The organism is Kitasatospora sp. NPDC086009, assembly GCF_044540385.1.
In the GTDB taxonomy this organism is placed as follows: domain Bacteria; phylum Actinomycetota; class Actinomycetes; order Streptomycetales; family Streptomycetaceae; genus Kitasatospora.
This window is the reverse complement of the sequence record NZ_JBITSA010000002.1, coordinates 161,086-178,306: the sequence shown is the minus strand read 5'-3', so window position 1 is coordinate 178,306 and position 17,221 is coordinate 161,086. Positions and strand designations below refer to the sequence as shown.

The 17,221-nt window shown below is 74.0% G+C and carries 17 protein-coding genes; 9 read left to right on the top strand and 8 right to left on the bottom strand.

Going from position 1 to position 17,221, the window contains the following annotated elements:
• Positions 1 to 127 precede the first annotated feature (127 nt).
• From dusB to ACIF6L_RS06440, 4 genes are all read right to left on the bottom strand, one after another.
• Complete coding sequence (dusB, locus tag ACIF6L_RS06455) at positions 128 to 1,234, bottom strand: tRNA dihydrouridine synthase DusB (RefSeq protein ID WP_329492091.1); 1,107 nt, start codon at positions 1,232 to 1,234, stop codon at positions 128 to 130.
• Positions 1,235 to 1,574: 340 nt separating this feature from the next.
• Entirely contained in the window at positions 1,575 to 2,357 is a 783-nt protein-coding gene (locus tag ACIF6L_RS06450) for a DUF4097 family beta strand repeat-containing protein (protein WP_396487020.1), read from the bottom strand.
• A gap of 2 nt (positions 2,358 to 2,359) precedes the next feature.
• Positions 2,360 to 3,004, bottom strand: a complete 645-nt coding sequence (locus tag ACIF6L_RS06445) for a response regulator transcription factor (protein ID WP_352289806.1) — start codon at positions 3,002 to 3,004, stop codon at positions 2,360 to 2,362.
• A complete protein-coding gene (locus ACIF6L_RS06440; protein ID WP_359838488.1) occupies positions 2,992 to 4,218 on the bottom strand; it encodes a histidine kinase in 1,227 nt (408 codons plus the stop codon). Before ACIF6L_RS06440 ends, ACIF6L_RS06445 begins: the two co-directional genes overlap by 13 nt.
• Positions 4,219 to 4,352: 134 nt before the next feature.
• Here ACIF6L_RS06440 and ACIF6L_RS06435 point away from each other — a divergent pair, with 134 nt between their 5' ends.
• Positions 4,353 to 4,889 carry a hypothetical protein gene (locus ACIF6L_RS06435; RefSeq protein ID WP_396487021.1) on the top strand — a complete coding sequence of 179 codons (537 nt, stop codon included), beginning with the start codon at positions 4,353 to 4,355 and terminating at the stop codon, positions 4,887 to 4,889.
• Between the two features lie 515 nt (positions 4,890 to 5,404).
• Here ACIF6L_RS06435 and ACIF6L_RS06430 read toward each other — a convergent pair.
• Entirely contained in the window at positions 5,405 to 6,322 is a 918-nt protein-coding gene (locus tag ACIF6L_RS06430) for a helix-turn-helix transcriptional regulator (protein WP_359838492.1), read from the bottom strand.
• Positions 6,323 to 6,645: 323 nt separating this feature from the next.
• Here ACIF6L_RS06430 and ACIF6L_RS06425 point away from each other — a divergent pair, with 323 nt between their 5' ends.
• Positions 6,646 to 7,971, top strand: coding sequence for an MFS transporter (locus tag ACIF6L_RS06425; protein WP_396487128.1), 1,326 nt, complete (start codon positions 6,646 to 6,648; stop codon positions 7,969 to 7,971).
• A 92-nt stretch (positions 7,972 to 8,063) separates the two neighbouring features.
• Here ACIF6L_RS06425 and ACIF6L_RS06420 read toward each other — a convergent pair whose 3' ends face one another.
• Positions 8,064 to 8,333: a hypothetical protein gene (locus tag ACIF6L_RS06420; RefSeq protein WP_329487553.1), complete on the bottom strand. Its 270-nt coding sequence runs from the start codon at positions 8,331 to 8,333 to the stop codon at positions 8,064 to 8,066.
• Entirely contained in the window at positions 8,326 to 8,889 is a 564-nt protein-coding gene (locus ACIF6L_RS06415) for an RNA polymerase sigma factor (protein ID WP_396487022.1), read from the bottom strand. The genes ACIF6L_RS06420 and ACIF6L_RS06415 overlap by 8 nt, the downstream gene beginning before the upstream one ends.
• Before the next feature lie 242 nt (positions 8,890 to 9,131).
• Here ACIF6L_RS06415 and ACIF6L_RS06410 point away from each other — a divergent pair, with 242 nt between their 5' ends.
• The 3 genes from ACIF6L_RS06410 to ACIF6L_RS06400 all read left to right on the top strand — a co-directional run bounded on the left by ACIF6L_RS06410 (position 9,132) and on the right by ACIF6L_RS06400 (position 12,314).
• Positions 9,132 to 9,710: an NADAR family protein gene (locus ACIF6L_RS06410; protein ID WP_396487023.1), complete on the top strand. Its 579-nt coding sequence runs from the start codon at positions 9,132 to 9,134 to the stop codon at positions 9,708 to 9,710.
• A gap of 130 nt (positions 9,711 to 9,840) precedes the next feature.
• Entirely contained in the window at positions 9,841 to 10,965 is a 1,125-nt protein-coding gene (locus tag ACIF6L_RS06405) for a hypothetical protein (protein WP_396487024.1), read from the top strand.
• Between the two features lie 68 nt (positions 10,966 to 11,033).
• The gene (locus ACIF6L_RS06400; RefSeq protein WP_396487025.1) at positions 11,034 to 12,314 is read left to right on the top strand and encodes a hypothetical protein; all 1,281 of its coding nucleotides are present in this window, start codon (positions 11,034 to 11,036) and stop codon (positions 12,312 to 12,314) included.
• A 98-nt stretch (positions 12,315 to 12,412) separates the two neighbouring features.
• On the opposite strand, the gene ACIF6L_RS06395 is transcribed toward ACIF6L_RS06400, so the two are convergent.
• Positions 12,413 to 13,795 (bottom strand): glycine--tRNA ligase, encoded by a 1,383-nt coding sequence (locus ACIF6L_RS06395; protein ID WP_329487560.1) that lies wholly within the window; start codon positions 13,793 to 13,795, stop codon positions 12,413 to 12,415.
• Positions 13,796 to 13,985: 190 nt separating this feature from the next.
• Here ACIF6L_RS06395 and ACIF6L_RS06390 point away from each other — a divergent pair, with 190 nt between their 5' ends.
• From ACIF6L_RS06390 to ACIF6L_RS06375, 4 genes are read left to right on the top strand one after another with little or no spacing between them, the layout of a single operon-like run.
• Positions 13,986 to 14,957 (top strand): metal ABC transporter substrate-binding protein, encoded by a 972-nt coding sequence (locus tag ACIF6L_RS06390; protein WP_329487561.1) that lies wholly within the window; start codon positions 13,986 to 13,988, stop codon positions 14,955 to 14,957.
• Positions 14,958 to 14,974: 17 nt separating this feature from the next.
• Positions 14,975 to 15,739 carry a metal ABC transporter ATP-binding protein gene (locus ACIF6L_RS06385; protein ID WP_329487562.1) on the top strand — a complete coding sequence of 255 codons (765 nt, stop codon included), beginning with the start codon at positions 14,975 to 14,977 and terminating at the stop codon, positions 15,737 to 15,739.
• Complete coding sequence (locus ACIF6L_RS06380) at positions 15,736 to 16,659, top strand: metal ABC transporter permease (RefSeq protein WP_329487564.1); 924 nt, start codon at positions 15,736 to 15,738, stop codon at positions 16,657 to 16,659. The genes ACIF6L_RS06385 and ACIF6L_RS06380 overlap by 4 nt, the downstream gene beginning before the upstream one ends.
• A 35-nt stretch (positions 16,660 to 16,694) precedes the next feature.
• Positions 16,695 to 17,105, top strand: a complete 411-nt coding sequence (locus ACIF6L_RS06375; RefSeq protein WP_329487566.1) for a Fur family transcriptional regulator — start codon at positions 16,695 to 16,697, stop codon at positions 17,103 to 17,105.
• Positions 17,106 to 17,221: the final 116 nt, after the last annotated feature.

The following is a 17,221-nucleotide window of genomic DNA, read 5'->3' as shown; positions in this document are numbered from 1 at the left end:
GTCCGGATCCGTGCTCTTTCCGTGATACTCGTACACCAAAAAGGAGCCCTCTTGTCCAGATGGGACAAGAGGGCTGGGACGCGGTGGCAAGGGGTCGCCGAGCGCCATTTTTGCCGCAGCGGCCAGATCAACCGCCAGAGGTGTCCGATTCGGCGTCTGCACTGGGGAGAGCGCAGTCATACGGATCGTCCAACCAGCCTTCCGGCAGAACCACCCGGTTGTTGCCGCTCGTACGCCCGCGCGGCCCGTCCGCGCCGGCCGGCCAGAGCTGCGACTGCTCCACCATGGACAGGGTTTCGGCCAATTCGGCCAAGGAGGAGGAGTTCGCCAGCTTCACCCGCAGCTCGGAGCCGACCGAGAAGCCCTTGGTGTACCAGGCGACGTGCTTGCGGAAGTCGATCACGCCGCGGGTCTCGTCCCCCAGCCACTCCCCGAGCAGCTGCGCGTGGCGCACCATCGCCCGCGCCACGTCGGCGAAGCTCGGGCGGGCGTAGTCGACCTCGCCCTCGAAGATCGAGACCAGGTCCTTGAACAGCCACGGCCGGCCGAGGCAGCCGCGCCCGACCACCACCCCGTCGCAGCCGGTCTCGCGCATCATCCGCACCGCGTCGTCCGCCGACCAGATGTCGCCGTTGCCGAGCACCGGGATGTGCGCCGGGACGGACTCGCGCAGCCGGGCGATCGCCGACCAGTCCGCCGTGCCCCCGTAGTGCTGGGCGGCGGTGCGCCCGTGCAGGGCGATGGCGGCCACGCCCTCCTCGGCGCCGATCCGGCCCGCGTCCAGGTAGGTGAGGTGGTCGTCGTCGATGCCCTTGCGCATCTTCATGGTGACCGGGAGGTCCCCCGCGTTCGCCACGGCCTCGCGCAACAGCTCGCGGAGCAGGTTGCGCTTGTACGGCAGCGCCGAGCCGCCGCCCTTGCGGGTCACCTTGGGGACGGGGCAGCCGAAGTTGAGGTCGATGTGGTCGGCCAGGCCCTCGTCGGCGATCATCCGGGCGGCCTTGCCGACGGTCACCGGGTCCACTCCGTACAGCTGGATCGAGCGCGGCTTCTCGCTCGCGTCGAACTTGATCAGCTGCATGGTCTTGGCGTTGCGCTCGACCAGGGCCCGGGTGGTGATCATCTCGCTCACGTACAGGCCCTTGCCGCCGCTCTGCTCGCGGCAGAGGGTGCGGAAGGGTGCGTTGGTGATGCCGGCCATGGGTGCCAGGACGACCGGCGGCCATACCCGCATCGGGCCGATCGTCAGCGGCGCGAACTCGGAGCTGGTCGCGGGCGCGGCGGCGGCCGCGGGCTCGCCGGCGGCCGCGTTCGCGGCGGCGGGTGCCGTGGCGGGCGCGGGCGCGGATGCCGTGGCGGACGCGGTGGTGTCGAGCGTGGCTGTCATGCGCGGCTGACCTCGTGGACGGGGGCTCGGGACTCTTCATTGTCCCCCACCGCGCGCCGGGGCCGGTCGGCGCTGCTCACCGGGCCCTTCCGGGGGCCGGGCGGTGGGCCGTTGGCCGTTGGCCTTCGTCCGTTGGCCTTCGTCCGGGGCCCGCGTCCGTGGGCCCGCGTCCGTCGGCCCTTGTCCGTCAGCCCGCCGCGGTGACGATGCGCACCGAACCCGACGTAGTCACCACCCGGACGGTGTCGGAGCTGGTGGAGTCGGCCAGCTCGGGGTCGATGTGGCGGTCGCCCGGACCGGCGGCGCCGCTGAAGTCGAAGGCGTACCGGGAGCCCTTCGGGAGTCCGATCGCCACCGACCCGGAGGTGGCACCGGCGTCCACCAGCCGCGGCGGCCGCACGAAGCCCAGGTCGATCTCCCCGGAGAAGGCCCTCACCTCCACCCGCGGCGACCCGAGGCCGGCGGCCTTCAGCTCCCCGGAGGTGGTGCGTGCGTACACCTGTCCGGAGAGCCCGGTCAGCCGGATCGCGCCCGAGGTCGCGGTGAGCCGGACGTCCCCGGTGAGGTCCCGGACCTCCAGGGCACCGGACGTCCCCCCGCCGGACACCGAGGCCGCGGCCGGTACCTCCAGATCGATCGAGGCGCCGCAGCCGACGTCCACCGCCGGCAGCAGCTGGTTGCAGCGCATCCGGACGGTGAGGACGTCCCCCTGGAAGATCGCCGAGACCGTGGGCTTGCGGACCGTCCAGTCCAGGTACTGCCTCATCGTCACCCGTCCGGGGACGCCCGGCTTGATCCGGACCTCCGCCGTCCCGGTGTCCAGCTCCACCCTGGTCACCGCGACCTGGTAGGAGTGCTCGGACACCGCCTTCTGCTGCACCACCACCGCCCAGGTCTGCACGGCGCCGAACAGCATGGCGAAGGCCAGCGTGAGCGTCCCGGTGATCTGCCAGGCCCGACGTGCGCCCACGGCTACCCGACCTCCAGGAACCGCAGCACCGCGAGCACCCGGCGGTGGCTGTTGTCGGCCGGCGGCAGTTCGAGCTTGGTGAAGATCGAGTTGATGTGCTTCGCCACGGCGCTGTCGCTGACCACCAGGGCGGCGGCGATCGCCGCGTTGGAGCGGCCCTCCGCCATCAGGCCGAGCACGTCCCGCTCGCGCGGGGTCAGCTTCTCCAGCGGATCGCGGTGGCGGCGGACCAGCAGCTGGGCGACCACCTCCGGGTCCAGCGCGGTGCCGCCCTCGGCCACCCGCTGGAGGGCGTCCACGAAGTCGTCCACATTGGCCACCCGCTGCTTGAGCAGGTAGCCCACCCCGCTGGTGTTCGTGGCCAGCAGATCGGCCGCGTACCGCTCCTCGACGTACTGCGAGAGCAGCAGCACCGCGACCTCCGGCCACTGCCGGCGGATCATCAGTGCGGCCCGGACGCCCTCGTCGGTGTAGTCGGGCGGCATCCGGACGTCCGCCACCACCACCGCCGGACGGTGCTCCTCGACGGCGGCGAGCAGCGCCTCGGCGTCCCCGACCGCGGCCGCCACCTCGAAGCCCACGGCCTCCAGGACCTTGACCAGACCGACCCTCAGCAGGACCGAGTCCTCGGCGATCACAGCACGCACGGCAACTCCACGGTGATGGTGGTGGGGCCCCCGAGGGGGCTCAGAACGGACAGCGTGCCGTCGACCGAGGCGGCGCGCTTGCGCAGCCCGGTCAGGCCGGTGCCGCGCGCGGCGTCCGCGCCGCCGACACCGTCGTCGCTGACGACCAGGCGCAGCCGGCCGCCAGCCGTCCGCACCGAGAGGTCGACCCGGGAGGCACGGGCGTGCTTGGCGACGTTGGTCAGCGCCTCGGAGACGGTGAAGTAGGCGACCGCCTCGACGGTCGGGGCGACCGGCTCGGTCAGGGCGACGTCGACGCGCACCGGCAGCGGCGAGCGGGCGGCGATGCCGGACAGCGCCGCGTCCAGGCCGCGGTCCTCCAGAACGGCGGGGTGCAGGCCGCGCACGAGGTCCCGCAGTTCGTCGATGGCGGCCTGGGCCTCCTCGTGCGCGTCGACTATCACCTGCATGACCTCGGGCGGGGCGTGTTTGAGGGTGCGCCGGGCCAGGCCCAGGTTCATCGCCAGCGAGGTGAGCCGCTGCTGGGCGCCGTCGTGCAGGTCGCGCTCGATCCGGCGGCGCTCGGCGTCGACGGCGTCGACCAGGCCGGCCCGGCTCTCGGCGATCTCCTCGACCCGGCGCTCCAGGGCCTCCGCCCGGCCGGGGCCGAGCAGCCGCAGGGCCGTCCACTCCTCCAGCCGGGCCAGCAGGACCGTCGCCCACGGCAGGACGAGGAGCAGCAGCACGCCGCCCACGGTGACCGCGACATCCAGCGTGACCAGCTGCCCGCGGACCGGGCTCGACGACGGCATCAGCCACGTCCAGCCGTAGACGGTGGCCATCACCAGGCCCGCGCCCCAGGCGTAGAGCAGCCCGACGGCGCCGAGCGCGAGCAGCGGGCCCGCGAGCAGGTGGTAGCCGACCTGACGCCAGCTCACCCCCGTGCGCAGCCCGGTCAGCGGACCGGCCGAGGTCCGGACCGGACGGAGCAGCGGCGGCACCTCGACCCCGCGCAGGGCGCGCAACCGGCCGCGCTGGGCCGTCGTCAGCAGGCGCATGCCGGCCAGGCTCAGGCCGAGGACCAGCAGGAACACCTTGAGGTAGAGGACGGCCAGCCAGATCGGCGCGGCCAGTGGGACGCCGGCGGCTATGAACCGGGTGTCGCGCCAGACGGCCGCCCACAGCGGCCGCCCGACGCTCCTGGCGAGCGCACGGCGCAGCGGGGTGGAGGGCATGACGGACAGCGTAGGGCGCGAAGATCGACGGCCGCCATGAAGGGGAGTGGAGACCTGGGGTGTAGCTGGGTACACCCCTGATTCGGTGTGGTGCACTACCGACAGCGAGCGCCGTCCACGGAAGTCTTGACGGCATGACGAGCACTCCTTCGCACCCCACCACCGCGCCGCACCCGCGGCCCGCCGCCGGTCTCGGCGACGCCGGCGCCGCGTGGGCGCGGCCGGTCGGCCCGCTCGGGTCGGCGGGCCCGCTCGGGCTGCTCGGGCCCTGGTCGGTGCGGGGCGTCCCGGCGTCCCGGGGGCGGGCCGCGCTGGAGGTGTACGAGCACGGCGAGTTGGTCGACGTCGTGGTCGCGGCCCGGCTCGCCCCGGAGCTGCTGCGCGGCGCCCGGCGGTGCCCGGCCATCGGCGCGCGGGAGTCGTACGGGCTGGTCTGGGGCCGGCTGCCGCAGGGCGGCCCGGTGCCCGCCGTGGGCTTCACCGCCGGGCGGCTGCGCCGGGCGGTGCGGCGGGCCGGGGTGGTCGAGGCAACCGAGGTGGTCACGGTGGCCGGGGAGTTCTGGCTCGCCTGGGCGCGGGGCCCGTTCGGCGGCGTCCTGGTGGAGCACCCGACCGGCCGGGTGCGGCGGTCGCTGGAGCGGGTCCGCACGCCCGGCCGGAGCGCACGGTGAGCGCCGCCGTCCTGCCGGGAGCCCGGCCGACGTCGTTCACCTGGCCGGCTCCGCGCATCCGGCCGAGCCGGCTGAGCCGGCCGACCGCCCCGGCGCTGCCCGGCTGGGCTCCGCAGGTGCCCGCCCTGGCGGCGCTGGCCCTGCTGCCCTGGCTGGCCGTGCTGGTGCTCTGCCACGAGACCGTCTGGGTCGTCCTCGACCTGGGCGAGCTGAGCGCCCTGCTCTGGCTGGACGCGCTGCTGCGCCGCCGCAGTCCGGCCGCGCTCGGGCCCGCCTGCGTGGTGGCGCTGCTGCTCGCGGGCGACGCCCTGGCCGACGTCGGCACCGCCGGACGCGGGCTGCCGCTGCTCGCCGCCCTGGTGATGGCCTGCGGTGTCGAGCTGCCGCTGGCCGTCCTCTGCCTGGCACTCGGCCGGCGCTCGGCGGCTGCCGAGCCGGTGTCGGGGCCGGGGCCGCGCACGACGGGCCGGCTCGGCGGCGGCCGGGCCCGACGGGTGGTCCGACGGCCGTCCGGATCAGAGGCCGTCCGCCATGAGGGCCATCCGTGCCCGGGTCTCCTCGTCCCTGGGGGTGTAGGCGATCAGGCGGGTGCTGGGGCGGGGCCCGAGCCAGAAGCTCGTGTAGTCACAGTGCAGCAGCCCGACCCCCGGGATGAGGAACTGCTTGAGTCCGTTGCCGGGCCGCTGGACGTCGTGCCGCTGCCAGGCCGCCTCGAAGTCCGGCGAGGCCTTGCGCAGCCGGGCGAGCAGTGCCTTCCAGGCCGGTTCGGCGGTGTGGTCCGCCATGCCCGACCGGAACCGGGCCACCATCCCCTCGCGCTCCTGCTCGTGGTTCACCAGCACGTCCCGGAAGCGCGACGGTGTGAACGCCATCCAGACCAGGTTCCGCTCCTCGAACGGCAACTCGTCGACGTTCCCGACCAGGTGGGTGTAGGAGGGGTTGTGCGCCAGGATGTCGTATCGGGCGTTGATCACCGCCGCCGGCATCGGCGCCATCTGCTCCAGCACCAGCCGCACCGCCGGGGTCACCGTCGGGCACTCCAGCACCGGGGCGGGGTCCTCGGCGGCCGCCAGGGCGAACAGGTGCGACCGCTCGGCCGGATCGAGCCGCAGGGCACGGGCGACGGCGTCCAGTACCTGGGTGGAGACCTGGATGTCCCGGCCCTGCTCCAGCCACGTGTACCAGGTGACCCCCACGGCGGCGAGCTGCGCGAGCTCCTCGCGGCGCAGCCCCGGCGTCCGGCGGCGGCCGGTCGTCGGCAGGCCCACCTGCTCCGGTGCGATCCGCTCGCGGCGGCTGCGCAGGAACGCCGCCAGCTCGTGCCGTCGGGCCTCGGCGGCGAGCGGGGTCGACGGAGCGGCTGCGGGGCTCGCGGTCGCGGTCGACCCGGCGGACGCGGTGGTGCTTCGGACGGACGCGGTGGTCAGGCTCATGGACTCAGCATGCGCCATGCGGGAGCCGGGTGCCAGGTACTTCTGATACCTGGATAAGCACACTCTGGTACCAGGTTGTCGGACGGAAGATCGTATGACCCGTGACCCAACAACTCGCCGTCGCCACGACCACCACCGCTACCGCGTCAGCCCGCCCCACCGGTTCCACCACGGCCGGTACCACCAGCACCGGTAGCACCACCGCCTCTGCCGCCTCCGGCACCACCTCGCCGAGCACCCCCTCGCCGAGCACCGCTTCGATCGGCAGCGCTTCGATCGGCACCGCCGGGCTGGTCACCGTACTGCTCGGGGCGTTCCTGCCGATGCTCGACTTCTTCATCGTCAACGTCGCCCTGCCCACCATCGACCGCGACCTCGCCGCCGGCCCCGCCGTGCTGGAGCTGGTCGCCGCCGGGTACGGCATCGCTTTCGCCGTCCTGCTCGTCCTCGGCGGCCGGCTCGGCGACATCTTCGGCCGCCGACGGCTCTTCGTGGTCGGCGCCGCCGCGTTCGCCCTCACCTCGCTCGCCTGCGGGCTCGCCCCCGGGGCCTGGTCGCTGGTCGCCGCCCGCGCCGCCCAGGGCGCCTCGGCCGCCCTGATCGTCCCCCAGGTCCTCGGCACCATCACCGCCGCCACCCACGGCGCCCGCCGCGCCCACGCGCTCAGCGTCTACGGCGCGGTCGCCGGGATCTCGGTGGTGGTCGGCCAGGTGCTCGGCGGGATGCTGGTCGCCGCCGACGTCCTCGGCACCGGCTGGCGCTCGGTCTTCCTGCTGAACGTCCCGTTCGCCCTGCTCGCCCTCGTCCTCGCCCTCCGGTACGTGCCGGAGAGCCGCTCCCCGCAGGCCGCCCGGGTGGACGTCCTGGGCACCCTGCTGCTCACCGCGACCATGCTCGCCCTGCTCGTCCCGCTGATGGAGGGCCGCGCCGCCGGCTGGCCGCTCTGGTCCTGGGTGCTGCTCGCGCTCTCCCCGGTGTTCGCGGTCGCCTTCGCCCTGGTCGAGACCCGCGCCGAACGCCGGGGCGCCACCCCGCTGGTGCCGCCCAGCCTGCTGCGGATCCCCGAGATGCGGCGCGGGCTCGGCATCGCCCTCCCCTACTTCGGCGGCTTCGGCGGCTTCATGTTCGTGATCGCGATCGCCCTCCAGCAGGGCCTGCGGCTCGGCCCGGTGGCGGCCGGCTGGGCGCTCGTTCCGATGGCCGTCGGCTACTTCGGGGCCTCGCTCGCCGGCCCCCGGCTGATCGGCCGCTTCGGCAGCCGGGTACTGACCGCCGGCGCCGTCGTCCAGGCGCTCGGCCTGGCCGCCCTGATCCTGACGGTGCTCGCCGACTGGTCGCACTTCTCCCCGCTGCGGATGGCCCCCGGGGTCGCGCTCGCGGGCATCGGGCAGGGCCTGATCGGCACCCCGCTGTTCCGGGTGGTCCTCTCCAAGGTGCCCGCCGACCGCGCGGGCGTCGGCAGCGGCGTCCTCGCCACCAGCCAGCAGTCCAGCCTGGCCCTCGGCGTGGCCACCCTCGGCAGCCTCTACCTGACCCTCGCCCCGACCGTGGGCATGGACCGCGCGCTGGCCCTCTGCCTCGCCGTCCAACTGCTGGGCTCCTTCAGCATCCTGTACCTGACCACCCGGCTCCCCCGCTCCATCGGGTGACCCCGGACGGCCGGGTCACGACCGGCTCCCGCACAGCCCGCGCGCCCGCCCGCGAAGTCGCGGTCGGGCGCGCTCGGGTGCCCGGGGCGTCGTCAGCCGGACCCGGCGACGGTCAGCCGGCACTGGCCGTCCGCCGTGCAGGAGCGCTCCAGGCGGCCCCGCGAGACGGTCTGGATCAGCCCGATCGTCCAGCACATCGGGCATCCGCGCAGGGCGAGCACGCCGATCGGGAGGAGCAGCAGCGCGGCCGGCCCCACCACCGGGAGCAGCGCGAAGGCGCCGATCAGGCCGCCGAACCCCACCGCGCCGCGCACCAGGTGGCGGGGCAGGGACGCACTCGCGAAGTCGGGTCGATCACTCACCGATGCCTCCAAGGACGGTCTCGGGCGCGGCCCGCAGCTCGCAGCGGACGGCCGATCGCGCCCGGTGCAGTCGTGACTTCATCGCCGCGCCGCTCAGCCCCAGCGCGTCGGCGACCGTCCGCCCGTCGAGGCCCTGGATGTCCCGCATGACCAGCACCCGCCGCTGGTCGGCCGGGAGCGCGGCGATCGCCGCCGCCACCCGCCCGGCCTCCAGGCGTCGCAGCACCTCCTCCTCGGCCGACAGCACGGTGTCGCCCCCCGACGGCACGGGGTCGCGCCGCAGTACCCGCGCCCGGCGCAGGCACTCGTTGCGCACGATGCGGAACATCCACGACGCCAGCGCACCGGAGGCCCGCAGCATCCCGATCTTGCGGTACAGGATGATCAGCGCCTCCTGCGCCGCGTCCTCGGCATCCTCCGGCGAGGCGCACAACGTCCGGGCGAACCGCCGCACATGCGGGTGCGCCCCCGACACCAGCGCGGCGATCGAGTCGACGTCCCCCCGCTGCGCCGCGTGGACCAGGCGCTCCCCCGGCCAGCCCCCCGCGTCAGCCACGGCCCCGCCCCCGCTTCCTCATCACGGCCACGGTGCAGGTGCACAGCAGCAGCAGGGCGACAGCCACGGCGATGCCAACGATCACGAGAACCTCCCAGTCCGGTCCGACCCTTTCGTCGGAGACATTCATAAGAGGCACGCCCCCGCGCAAAGGATTCAGCCCCGTTCCCGGAGCCGGTCACGGGCGGACCGCCCCGATCAAATCACTGGCACCACGAGCCCCTTTACGTCAGGATGACGATATGAGCACCCTGGAGCAGGGGAACCCCCTCGACACCCGCAACCGGGCCGAGCTGGTGGCGGCCGTCGCCTCCGGCGCCGAGCCGAAGTGGCTGATGTTCTGGGGGCATCAGCCGCGGCAGGACGGTTCGGTCGGTCAGGGGGCGCTGAGCCAGTGGTGGCCGTCCCCCTTCACCGTGGACGGCGTGACGTACGCGAGCGCCGAGCACTGGATGATGGCCGGGAAGGCCCGGCTGTTCGGCGACGAGGCGATCGTGCCGCGGATCCTCGCCGCCCGGACCCCGGCCGAGGCGAAGAAGCTGGGGCGCCAGGTGCGGGGGTTCGACGAACCCACCTGGGCCGCCGGGCGGTTCGAGCTGGTGGTGACGGGCAATGTCGCCAAGTTCGGGCAGGACGACGCCCTCCGCGACTACCTCCTCGGCACCCGGCAGCGCGTCCTGGTCGAGGCCAGCCCGGTGGACCGGCTCTGGGGCATCGGTCTCGCCGCCGACGACGAACGGGCCGCCCGACCGGCCGACTGGCGCGGGGAGAACCTGCTCGGCTTCGCCCTGATGGAGGCCCGCACCCGGCTGGCCCGGTGAGCATCGCGAGCGCCACGAGCAGGACGGGCATGACGAGCACGACGAGCGTCACGAGCGCCACGAGCGCCACGAGAACGACGAGCGCCACAAGCACGACGAGCCGGAGAAGCGCGACCCGCCGGAGGAGCCGATGAGCACGATCGCCCCGGCCCTGGACGCCACGGCGGTGCTGTCGGTGGGCGCCGCGCTCGCCCTCACCCCGAGGGTGCTGCGGCAGGAGGTCCGGCCCGGGCGCGGGGGAGCGCCCGGGCCGGAGGCGTTGCTCGCCGCCGTCGTGGCGCTGATCCTCCTCAACCAACTGGCCTTCGCCGTCTACGTCCAGCGCGTGCACGACGGCAGCACCGCGTTCGTCGCGCGCTACCTGCCCCCCGGATGGTTCGCCGTGCCCCGCGGCAACCCGTTCGTCGACTGGGTCGCCGCCCACACGCCCGCACCCGAGCTGCTCGCGCCGTCCGTGCTGCGCGTCCAGGCCTTCCTCGAACTCCCGCTCGTCCTGCTGGCCTTCCTCGCCGTGCTGCGCCGGCTCGACCGGCAGCTGTACGTCCGGGTGGCCCGCTCACCGCTGCTCCCGCTCGCCGCCGCCTCGTACACCGTCGCGTTCTGCGCGGTGGAGTGGGAGCTGCGCAACCCGTACACGGTGGACGACCTGGTCATCCGGGTCGTGTCGGCGCTGGTCACCGCGCCGCTGCTCGCCCGGATCGCGGGGCGGGAGGCGGACACCGCGCCCCGCTCCCCCGGGCCGCTCGTCCTCGCGGTCGAGCTGTGGGCCTTCGGCTCCCTGATGCTGGCCCTCTACGACACCGTGCTGCTCTACAACCTCTCCCGGCTCGGCGAACGGCTCACGGGCATGATCACCGCGGTCGCCGTGCTCGGCGCGACCCGCGTCCTGGCGGCGAAGCGGCCCGGCGCCCCGGCCGGTCCCCGCGTGGCCGCGCTCACGGACTCCCTCGGCCGGGGCCTCGCGCTGTTCCTCGTCCCCGCCCTCGCCCTCCGGTACGCCGGGAGCTTCGGCACGCCCCGGCTGGCCGCCGCGGCGGGCGCCGCGGTGCTGATCGCCGCCGTCGGCCGGCGCGCGGGCCGGCTCGTCCTGCCCGCTGCCGTCGGCGCGGGGGCGGGATACCTGGCCGTCCGGTGGTCCACCGACCCGTACTTCGAGGCGGCTCTGCTCCGGGCGGGCGTCGTCGGCTTGCTCACCGCCGGTGCCGTCTGCGCGGTCCTGGACGGCAGTCGCAAACATTTCGACGCACTCCCGTAACTCTGTCGCCGTATATCGACGCCAGGATGACCCGCAGTCAGGGTCGAGATGGACAGGGTGCGGCGATCATGCGGATACGGCACACGGAACAACCCCCGGCTCAGCACAGCGGCGAGAGCGAACAGGACGCGCTCGACCTCCGTGCCGAGCTGGACGAATTACTGCGAGCCCGGCAGTACGCCAACCAGCGCGAACGGCGGCTCGCCGAGGCCGTGCGGGCCGTCCCGGAGCGGCAGCGGCCGGACGCGGAACTGCTGCGGCAGCTGGCCCAGGCGCGGACGCTGCGCGAGGGGCTCGGCACCCGCTGCCTGGAGCTCAGCGAGCAGTTGACCGCGCTGGAGGACCGGCTGCGCCAGCCGCCGGTCCGCAATCCGGTGCCCCGGCAGCCCACCGGCGCCCGCTTCGGGGGCGTGCGGGGGGAGGAGGAAGGAGCGCACGCCCCGTCGGCGCGCCGAGCCGCTCCGCCGCCACCCGCCACCGGGGCCCGGTTCGGCGCCCCGCGGTCCCGCCCCGAGGAGGCCGGCGAACCGACCCCGCCCCGGACGGTCCCGGCGCCCCAGCCACCGCCCGCGCCCGAAGAGCCACCGGAGCCGCCCCGGCGCCGCTCCCCCGCCGAACTGACCGCCCTCGCCGAGCGGATCACCGCTCTGCACCGCCAGGGCGCCACCCAGGAGATCACCTCCCTGCTGGGCCAGGCCGCCGCCCTGCTCCTCCCGCTCGACACCGCCCGGCTGGCCGGTCTGCTCGCCCGCGGCGGCCCGCCCGACGCCTCCGTCCAGCTGGCCCGCGGCGCCGCGGCCGGCACTCCGACACAGGCCGCCAGCACCCTCGCCGAACTGCGCTCCGCCGGCCTGGCCCAGGAGGCGACCGAACTGTTCCACGCCCTCTGGGCCTACCCGGCCGACGCGCTGCCGGCCCTGCTGGTGGCCCTGGAACGGGCCGGCCAGCACGCGGACAGCGCCACCCTGCTCTGGGAGTGGGGCTCCGCGCCCACCGCCGAGCTGGCCGCCCTCGCGGCCGGGCTGGAGCGGGCCGGCCGCTCCGAGGACGCCCGGACGCTGCTGCGCCAGGCCGCGGGCCGGCCCGCCGCCGAACTCACCGACCTGGCCGGCACCCTGCCGGAACCACTGTCCGGCGTCCTGCTGCGCGACCTCGCGGCGCTGCGCCCGCCGACCGAACTCGTCCGGCTCGCCACCGCGCTCGCCCCGCACCGGCGGCTCTACGACGGCCTGCTGGCCGCCCTCCTGGAGGACGAGGGCCGCCACCGCAGCACCCTCGCCTCGCTGCGCGGCGCCGGCCTGCCGACCGCCCCGGCCGGCCCGCCGCGCTCCCGCTGGGGCCGCCGGTAGGCCGGGGTCGGCGGGTTCGACGAGCCGGACGCGGGGAGCCCCCGCCCGCCGGAAGGCGGACGGGGGCTCCTTCGGCGCGACGGCCGGGTGTGCTGCGGTCAGCAGCCGATCAGCCGCGCGGCCAGGTACGACTTCACCTGGTCGAGCGAGACGCGCTCCTGCGACATGGTGTCGCGCTCGCGCACGGTCACCGCGTTGTCCTCAAGGGTGTCGAAGTCGACGGTGACGCAGAACGGCGTGCCGATCTCGTCCTGGCGGCGGTAGCGCTTGCCGATCGCGCCCGCGTCGTCGAACTCGACGTTCCACGCGGTGCGCAGGTCGGCGGCCAGGCCGCGGGCCTTCGGCGAGAGGTCGGCGTTGCGCGACAGCGGCAGCACCGCGACCTTGACCGGGGCCAGCCGCGGGTCCAGCCGCATGCCGACGCGCTTCTCCAGGACGCCCTTGGCGTTGGGCGCCTCGTCCTCGAAGTAGGCGTCGATCAGGAAGGCCAGCATGGCGCGGTTGAGGCCCGCCGCCGGCTCGATGACGTACGGGAAGTACCGCTCGCCGGACTCCTGGTCGAAGTACTTGAGGTCCTGGCCGGAGGCCTCGCTGTGCACCGTGAGGTCGTAGTCGGTGCGGTTGGCGACGCCCTCCAGCTCGGAGAACTCCTGGCCGCCGAAGTTGAAGCGGTACTCGATGTCCACCGTGCGCTTGGCGTAGTGGGACAGCTTCTCCTTCGGGTGCTCGAAGAAGCGCATGTTCTCGGTCCGCAGGCCGAGGTCGACGTACCAGTCCCAGCGCTGCTGGAGCCAGTAGTCGTGCCACTGCTCGTCCTCGCCCGGCTTGACGAAGAACTCCATCTCCATCTGCTCGAACTCGCGGGTGCGGAAGATGAAGTTGCCGGGGGTGATCTCGTTGCGGAAGCTCTTGCCGGTCTGGGCGATGCCGAACGGCGGCTTCTTGCGCGAGGTCGTCTGGACGGCCTTGAAGTTGGTGAAGATGCCCTGCGCCGTCTCCGGGCGCAGGTAGGCCAGGCCGCCCGCCTCCTCGGTGACGCCGAGGTGCGTCTTCAGCATGCCCGAGAACTCCCGGGGCTCGGTGAAGGAGCCCTTGGTGCCGCAGTCGGGGCAGTTGATGTCCTTGAGGCCGTTCGCCGGCGGGTAGCCGTGCTTGGCCTCGTACTTCTCCTCCAGGTGGTCGGCCCGGTGGCGCTTGTGGCAGGAGAGGCACTCGGTCAGCGGGTCGTTGAAGGTGGCGACGTGACCGGAGGCCTCCCAGACCTCACGGGCCAGGATCACCGACGAATCGAGCCCGACGACGTCCTCACGGGCCTGGACCATCGCGCGCCACCACTGGCGCTTGATGTTCTCCTTCAGCTCGACGCCCAGCGGCCCGTAGTCCCAGGCGGCACGCGTGCCGCCGTAGATCTCGCTGCAGGGGTAGACGAAGCCACGGCGCTTGCTCAGGCTGACGATCGTGTCGATCTTGTCGGCGGCCACAGTGCTCTCTTCAGTACGACGGCACGGTCAGGGCACGGCTGGTTGCGCGTACCCGAATACCTCAGGTTACCGGCCATACGGGTACGGGGTTCAAATCGGTATCGCCCGGCCCCACCCAACCATCACCATCCACCGTTCACCCGTCCGAGTGATTTGACAATCATTTCCATCTAACCTGAGAATGGTTGTCATGATGATCCGACGACCTACCCGCACCGTCCTCGCCCTGACCGCGACCACCCTCGCCGGCACCCTCCTGCTCACCGCCTGCGGCGGGGACGGCGGCGCCAAGGGCACGGACGGCAAGCTGGGCGTCGTCGCCTCGTTCTATCCGATGGAGTTCCTCGCCTCGCAGATCGGCGGCGAGCACGTCAAGGTCACCACCCTGACCCCGGCCGGCACCGAGCCGCACGACCTCGACCTCACCGCCAAGCAGGTCGCGAGCGTCAAGAAGGCCGACGCCCTGCTCTACCTCAAGGGCCTCCAGCCGACCGTGGACAAGGCGGTCGCCGACTCCGGCGCCAAGCACGTCGTCGACGCCACCGCCGCCAGCCCGCTGGTCGACCACCACCTCGGCGAGGGCGAGGAGGGCCACGCCGAGGGCGACGGCCACCAGCACGACGGCGCCCCCGGCGACCCGCACATCTGGCTCGACCCGACCCGCTACGCGGCGGTCGCCCAGAGCGTCGGCGCCGAGTTCGCCAAAGCCGACCCGGCGCACGCGGCCGACTACCGGAAGAACACCGACGAACTGGTCGGCAAGCTCACCACCCTGGACCAGCGGTTCCGGGACGGCCTCAAGGACGCGAACACCAGGACCTTCGTCACCAGCCACGCCGCCTTCGGCTACCTCGCCGAGCACTACGGCCTCACCCAGGTCGCCATCAACGGCGTCGACCCGGAGTCCGAGCCCACCCCGGCCCGGCTGGCCGACGTCCAGAAGGCCGCCAAGGACAACGGCGTCACCACGATCTTCTTCGAGACCCTGGTCAGCCCCAAGCTCGCGGAGACCGTCGCCAAGGACCTCGGCCTCCGGACCGCGGTGCTGGACCCGCTGGAGGGCGTCAAGGACCCGGCCAAGGACACCTACCTGACGGTGATGGAGCAGAACCTCGCCAACCTGCGGGCCGCGCTCGGCACGGCCGGCGCCACCACCAGCTGAGGGGACGACAACACGCCATGACCCACCCGATACCCCCGGCCGTCCGCCTGCACGACGCCGTCGCCTCGCGCGGCGGCAGGCCGGTGCTGCGCGGCGTCGACCTCACGGTGCAACCCGGCGAGGTGGTCGCCCTGCTCGGCGCCAACGGCTCCGGCAAGTCCACCACCGTCAAGGCCGTCACCGGCGCCGTCCCGCTGGAGCACGGCAGCCTGGACCTGTTCGGCATCCCGTTCGCCAAGTTCCGTGCCTGGCACCGGGTCGGCTACGTGCCGCAGCGCACCACCGCCGCCTCCGGCGTGCCGGCCACCGTGCGCGAGGTGGTCTCCACCGGGCGGCTCCCGCAGCACCGGCTGCTGCCCTTCCGCCGCCGGGACCGGGACGCGGTGGACCGCGCGCTGACCGCCGTCGGCATGCTGGACCGGGCCGGGGACGGCGTCGCCGACCTCTCCGGCGGCCAGCAGCAGCGGGTGCTGATCGCCCGCGCCCTGGTCGGCACCCCCGACCTGCTGATCATGGACGAGCCGATGGCCGGAGTGGACGCCACCAGCCAGCAGGTGCTCGCCGACACCCTGCGCGCCGAGGTCGGACGCGGCGCGGCCGTGCTGCTGGTACTGCACGAACTCGGGCCGCTGGAGCCGCTGATCGACCGCGCCGTGGTGCTGCGCGACGGCTGCGTCGCGCACGACGGCCCGCCCGTCCCCAACACCGGCCTGCACGCCCTGCCCGGCCACGACCACGTCCATCCGCACGCCGACCACACCCCGCCGAGGCTGCTCGCATGACCGAGATGCTCTCCTACGACTTCATGCAGCGCGCCCTGCTCGCCGCCGTCCTGGTCGGCATCACCGCGCCGGCCGTCGGCATCTACCTGGTGCAGCGGCGCCAGGCACTGCTGGGCGACGGCATGGGCCACGTCGCGATGACCGGGGTCGGCCTCGGCTTCATCTTCGACACCAGCCCGGTCTGGATGGCCGTCCTGGTCTGCGTCCTCGGCGCCGTCACCATGGAGCTGGTCCGCTCGCGCGGCAACCAGCGCGGCGACATCGCCCTCGCCATGCTGTTCTACGGCGGCATGGCCTGCGGCAAGCTGCTCGTCTCGAAGTCCGCCCAGGCCGGCGCCGGCAGCCTGGAGAGCTACCTCTGGGGCTCCATCCTGACCGTCGCCCCCGCCGACCTCGTCACCATCGGCGTCCTCGGCGCCGTGGTCATCGGCGTCACCGTGGGCCTGCGCCGCCAGCTCTTCGCGATCTGCCAGGACGAGGACTTCGCCCGGGTCACCGGCCTGCCGGTGCGCCTCCTCAACCTGCTGCTCGCGGTGATGGCCGCGATCACCGTCACGGTCGCCATGCGGGTCGTCGGGCTGCTGCTGGTCAGCGCGCTGATGGTGGTCCCGGTGGTGGCCGCCCAGCAGCTCACCCGCTCCTTCGCCGCCACCCAGGCCGCCTCGATCGGCCTCGGCGTCCTGGTCTCGCTGGCCGGCGTCACCGGCTCCTACCAGCTCGACGTCCCCTCCGGACCGGCCATCGTGCTGCTCGCCATCGCGGTGTTCGCGGTGTTCAGCGCGATCGCCGCACCGCTGGCCCGCCACCGGCACCGGACGGCGAAGGCCGACCCCGGCCCCGCGGTCTGCGACGTCCAACTGCCCGGGCAGAGCGCGTCCGACGCGACCACTCCGGACCGGAGGGCGGGGCTGGCACAATGAGGTGCGAGATGCCCACACCCCCAGGAGGACCCACGGTGACCACCGCAGGCCCGTCGCCGCGCGCCCGCTCGACCCGGCAGCGAGCCGCCGTCTCGGCGGCCCTGGACGAGATCGAGGACTTCCGCAGCGCGCAGGAGCTCCACGACATGCTCAAGCACCGAGGCGACTCGGTGGGTCTGACCACGGTCTACCGCACCCTGCAGTCGCTCGCCGACGCCGGCGAGGTCGACGTGCTGCGCACCGCCGACGGCGAGGCCGTCTACCGCCGCTGCAGCAGCGGGCACCACCACCACCTGGTCTGCCGGCACTGCGGCGCGACCGTCGAGGTGGAGGGGCCGGCCGTCGAACGCTGGGCCAACTCGGTAGCCGCCGAGCACGGGTTCAGCGACATCGCCCACACCCTGGAGATCTTCGGGACCTGTGCGGAGTGCGCCAAGAAGGCCTGATCCGGCCGCGGGGGGGGGGGGGGGGGGGGGGGGGGGGCGCGGGCCCCGCGCCGGGGGGGGGGGGGGGGGGGGGGGGGGGGGGGGGGGGGGGGGGGGGGGGGCGGCCGGCGGGCGGG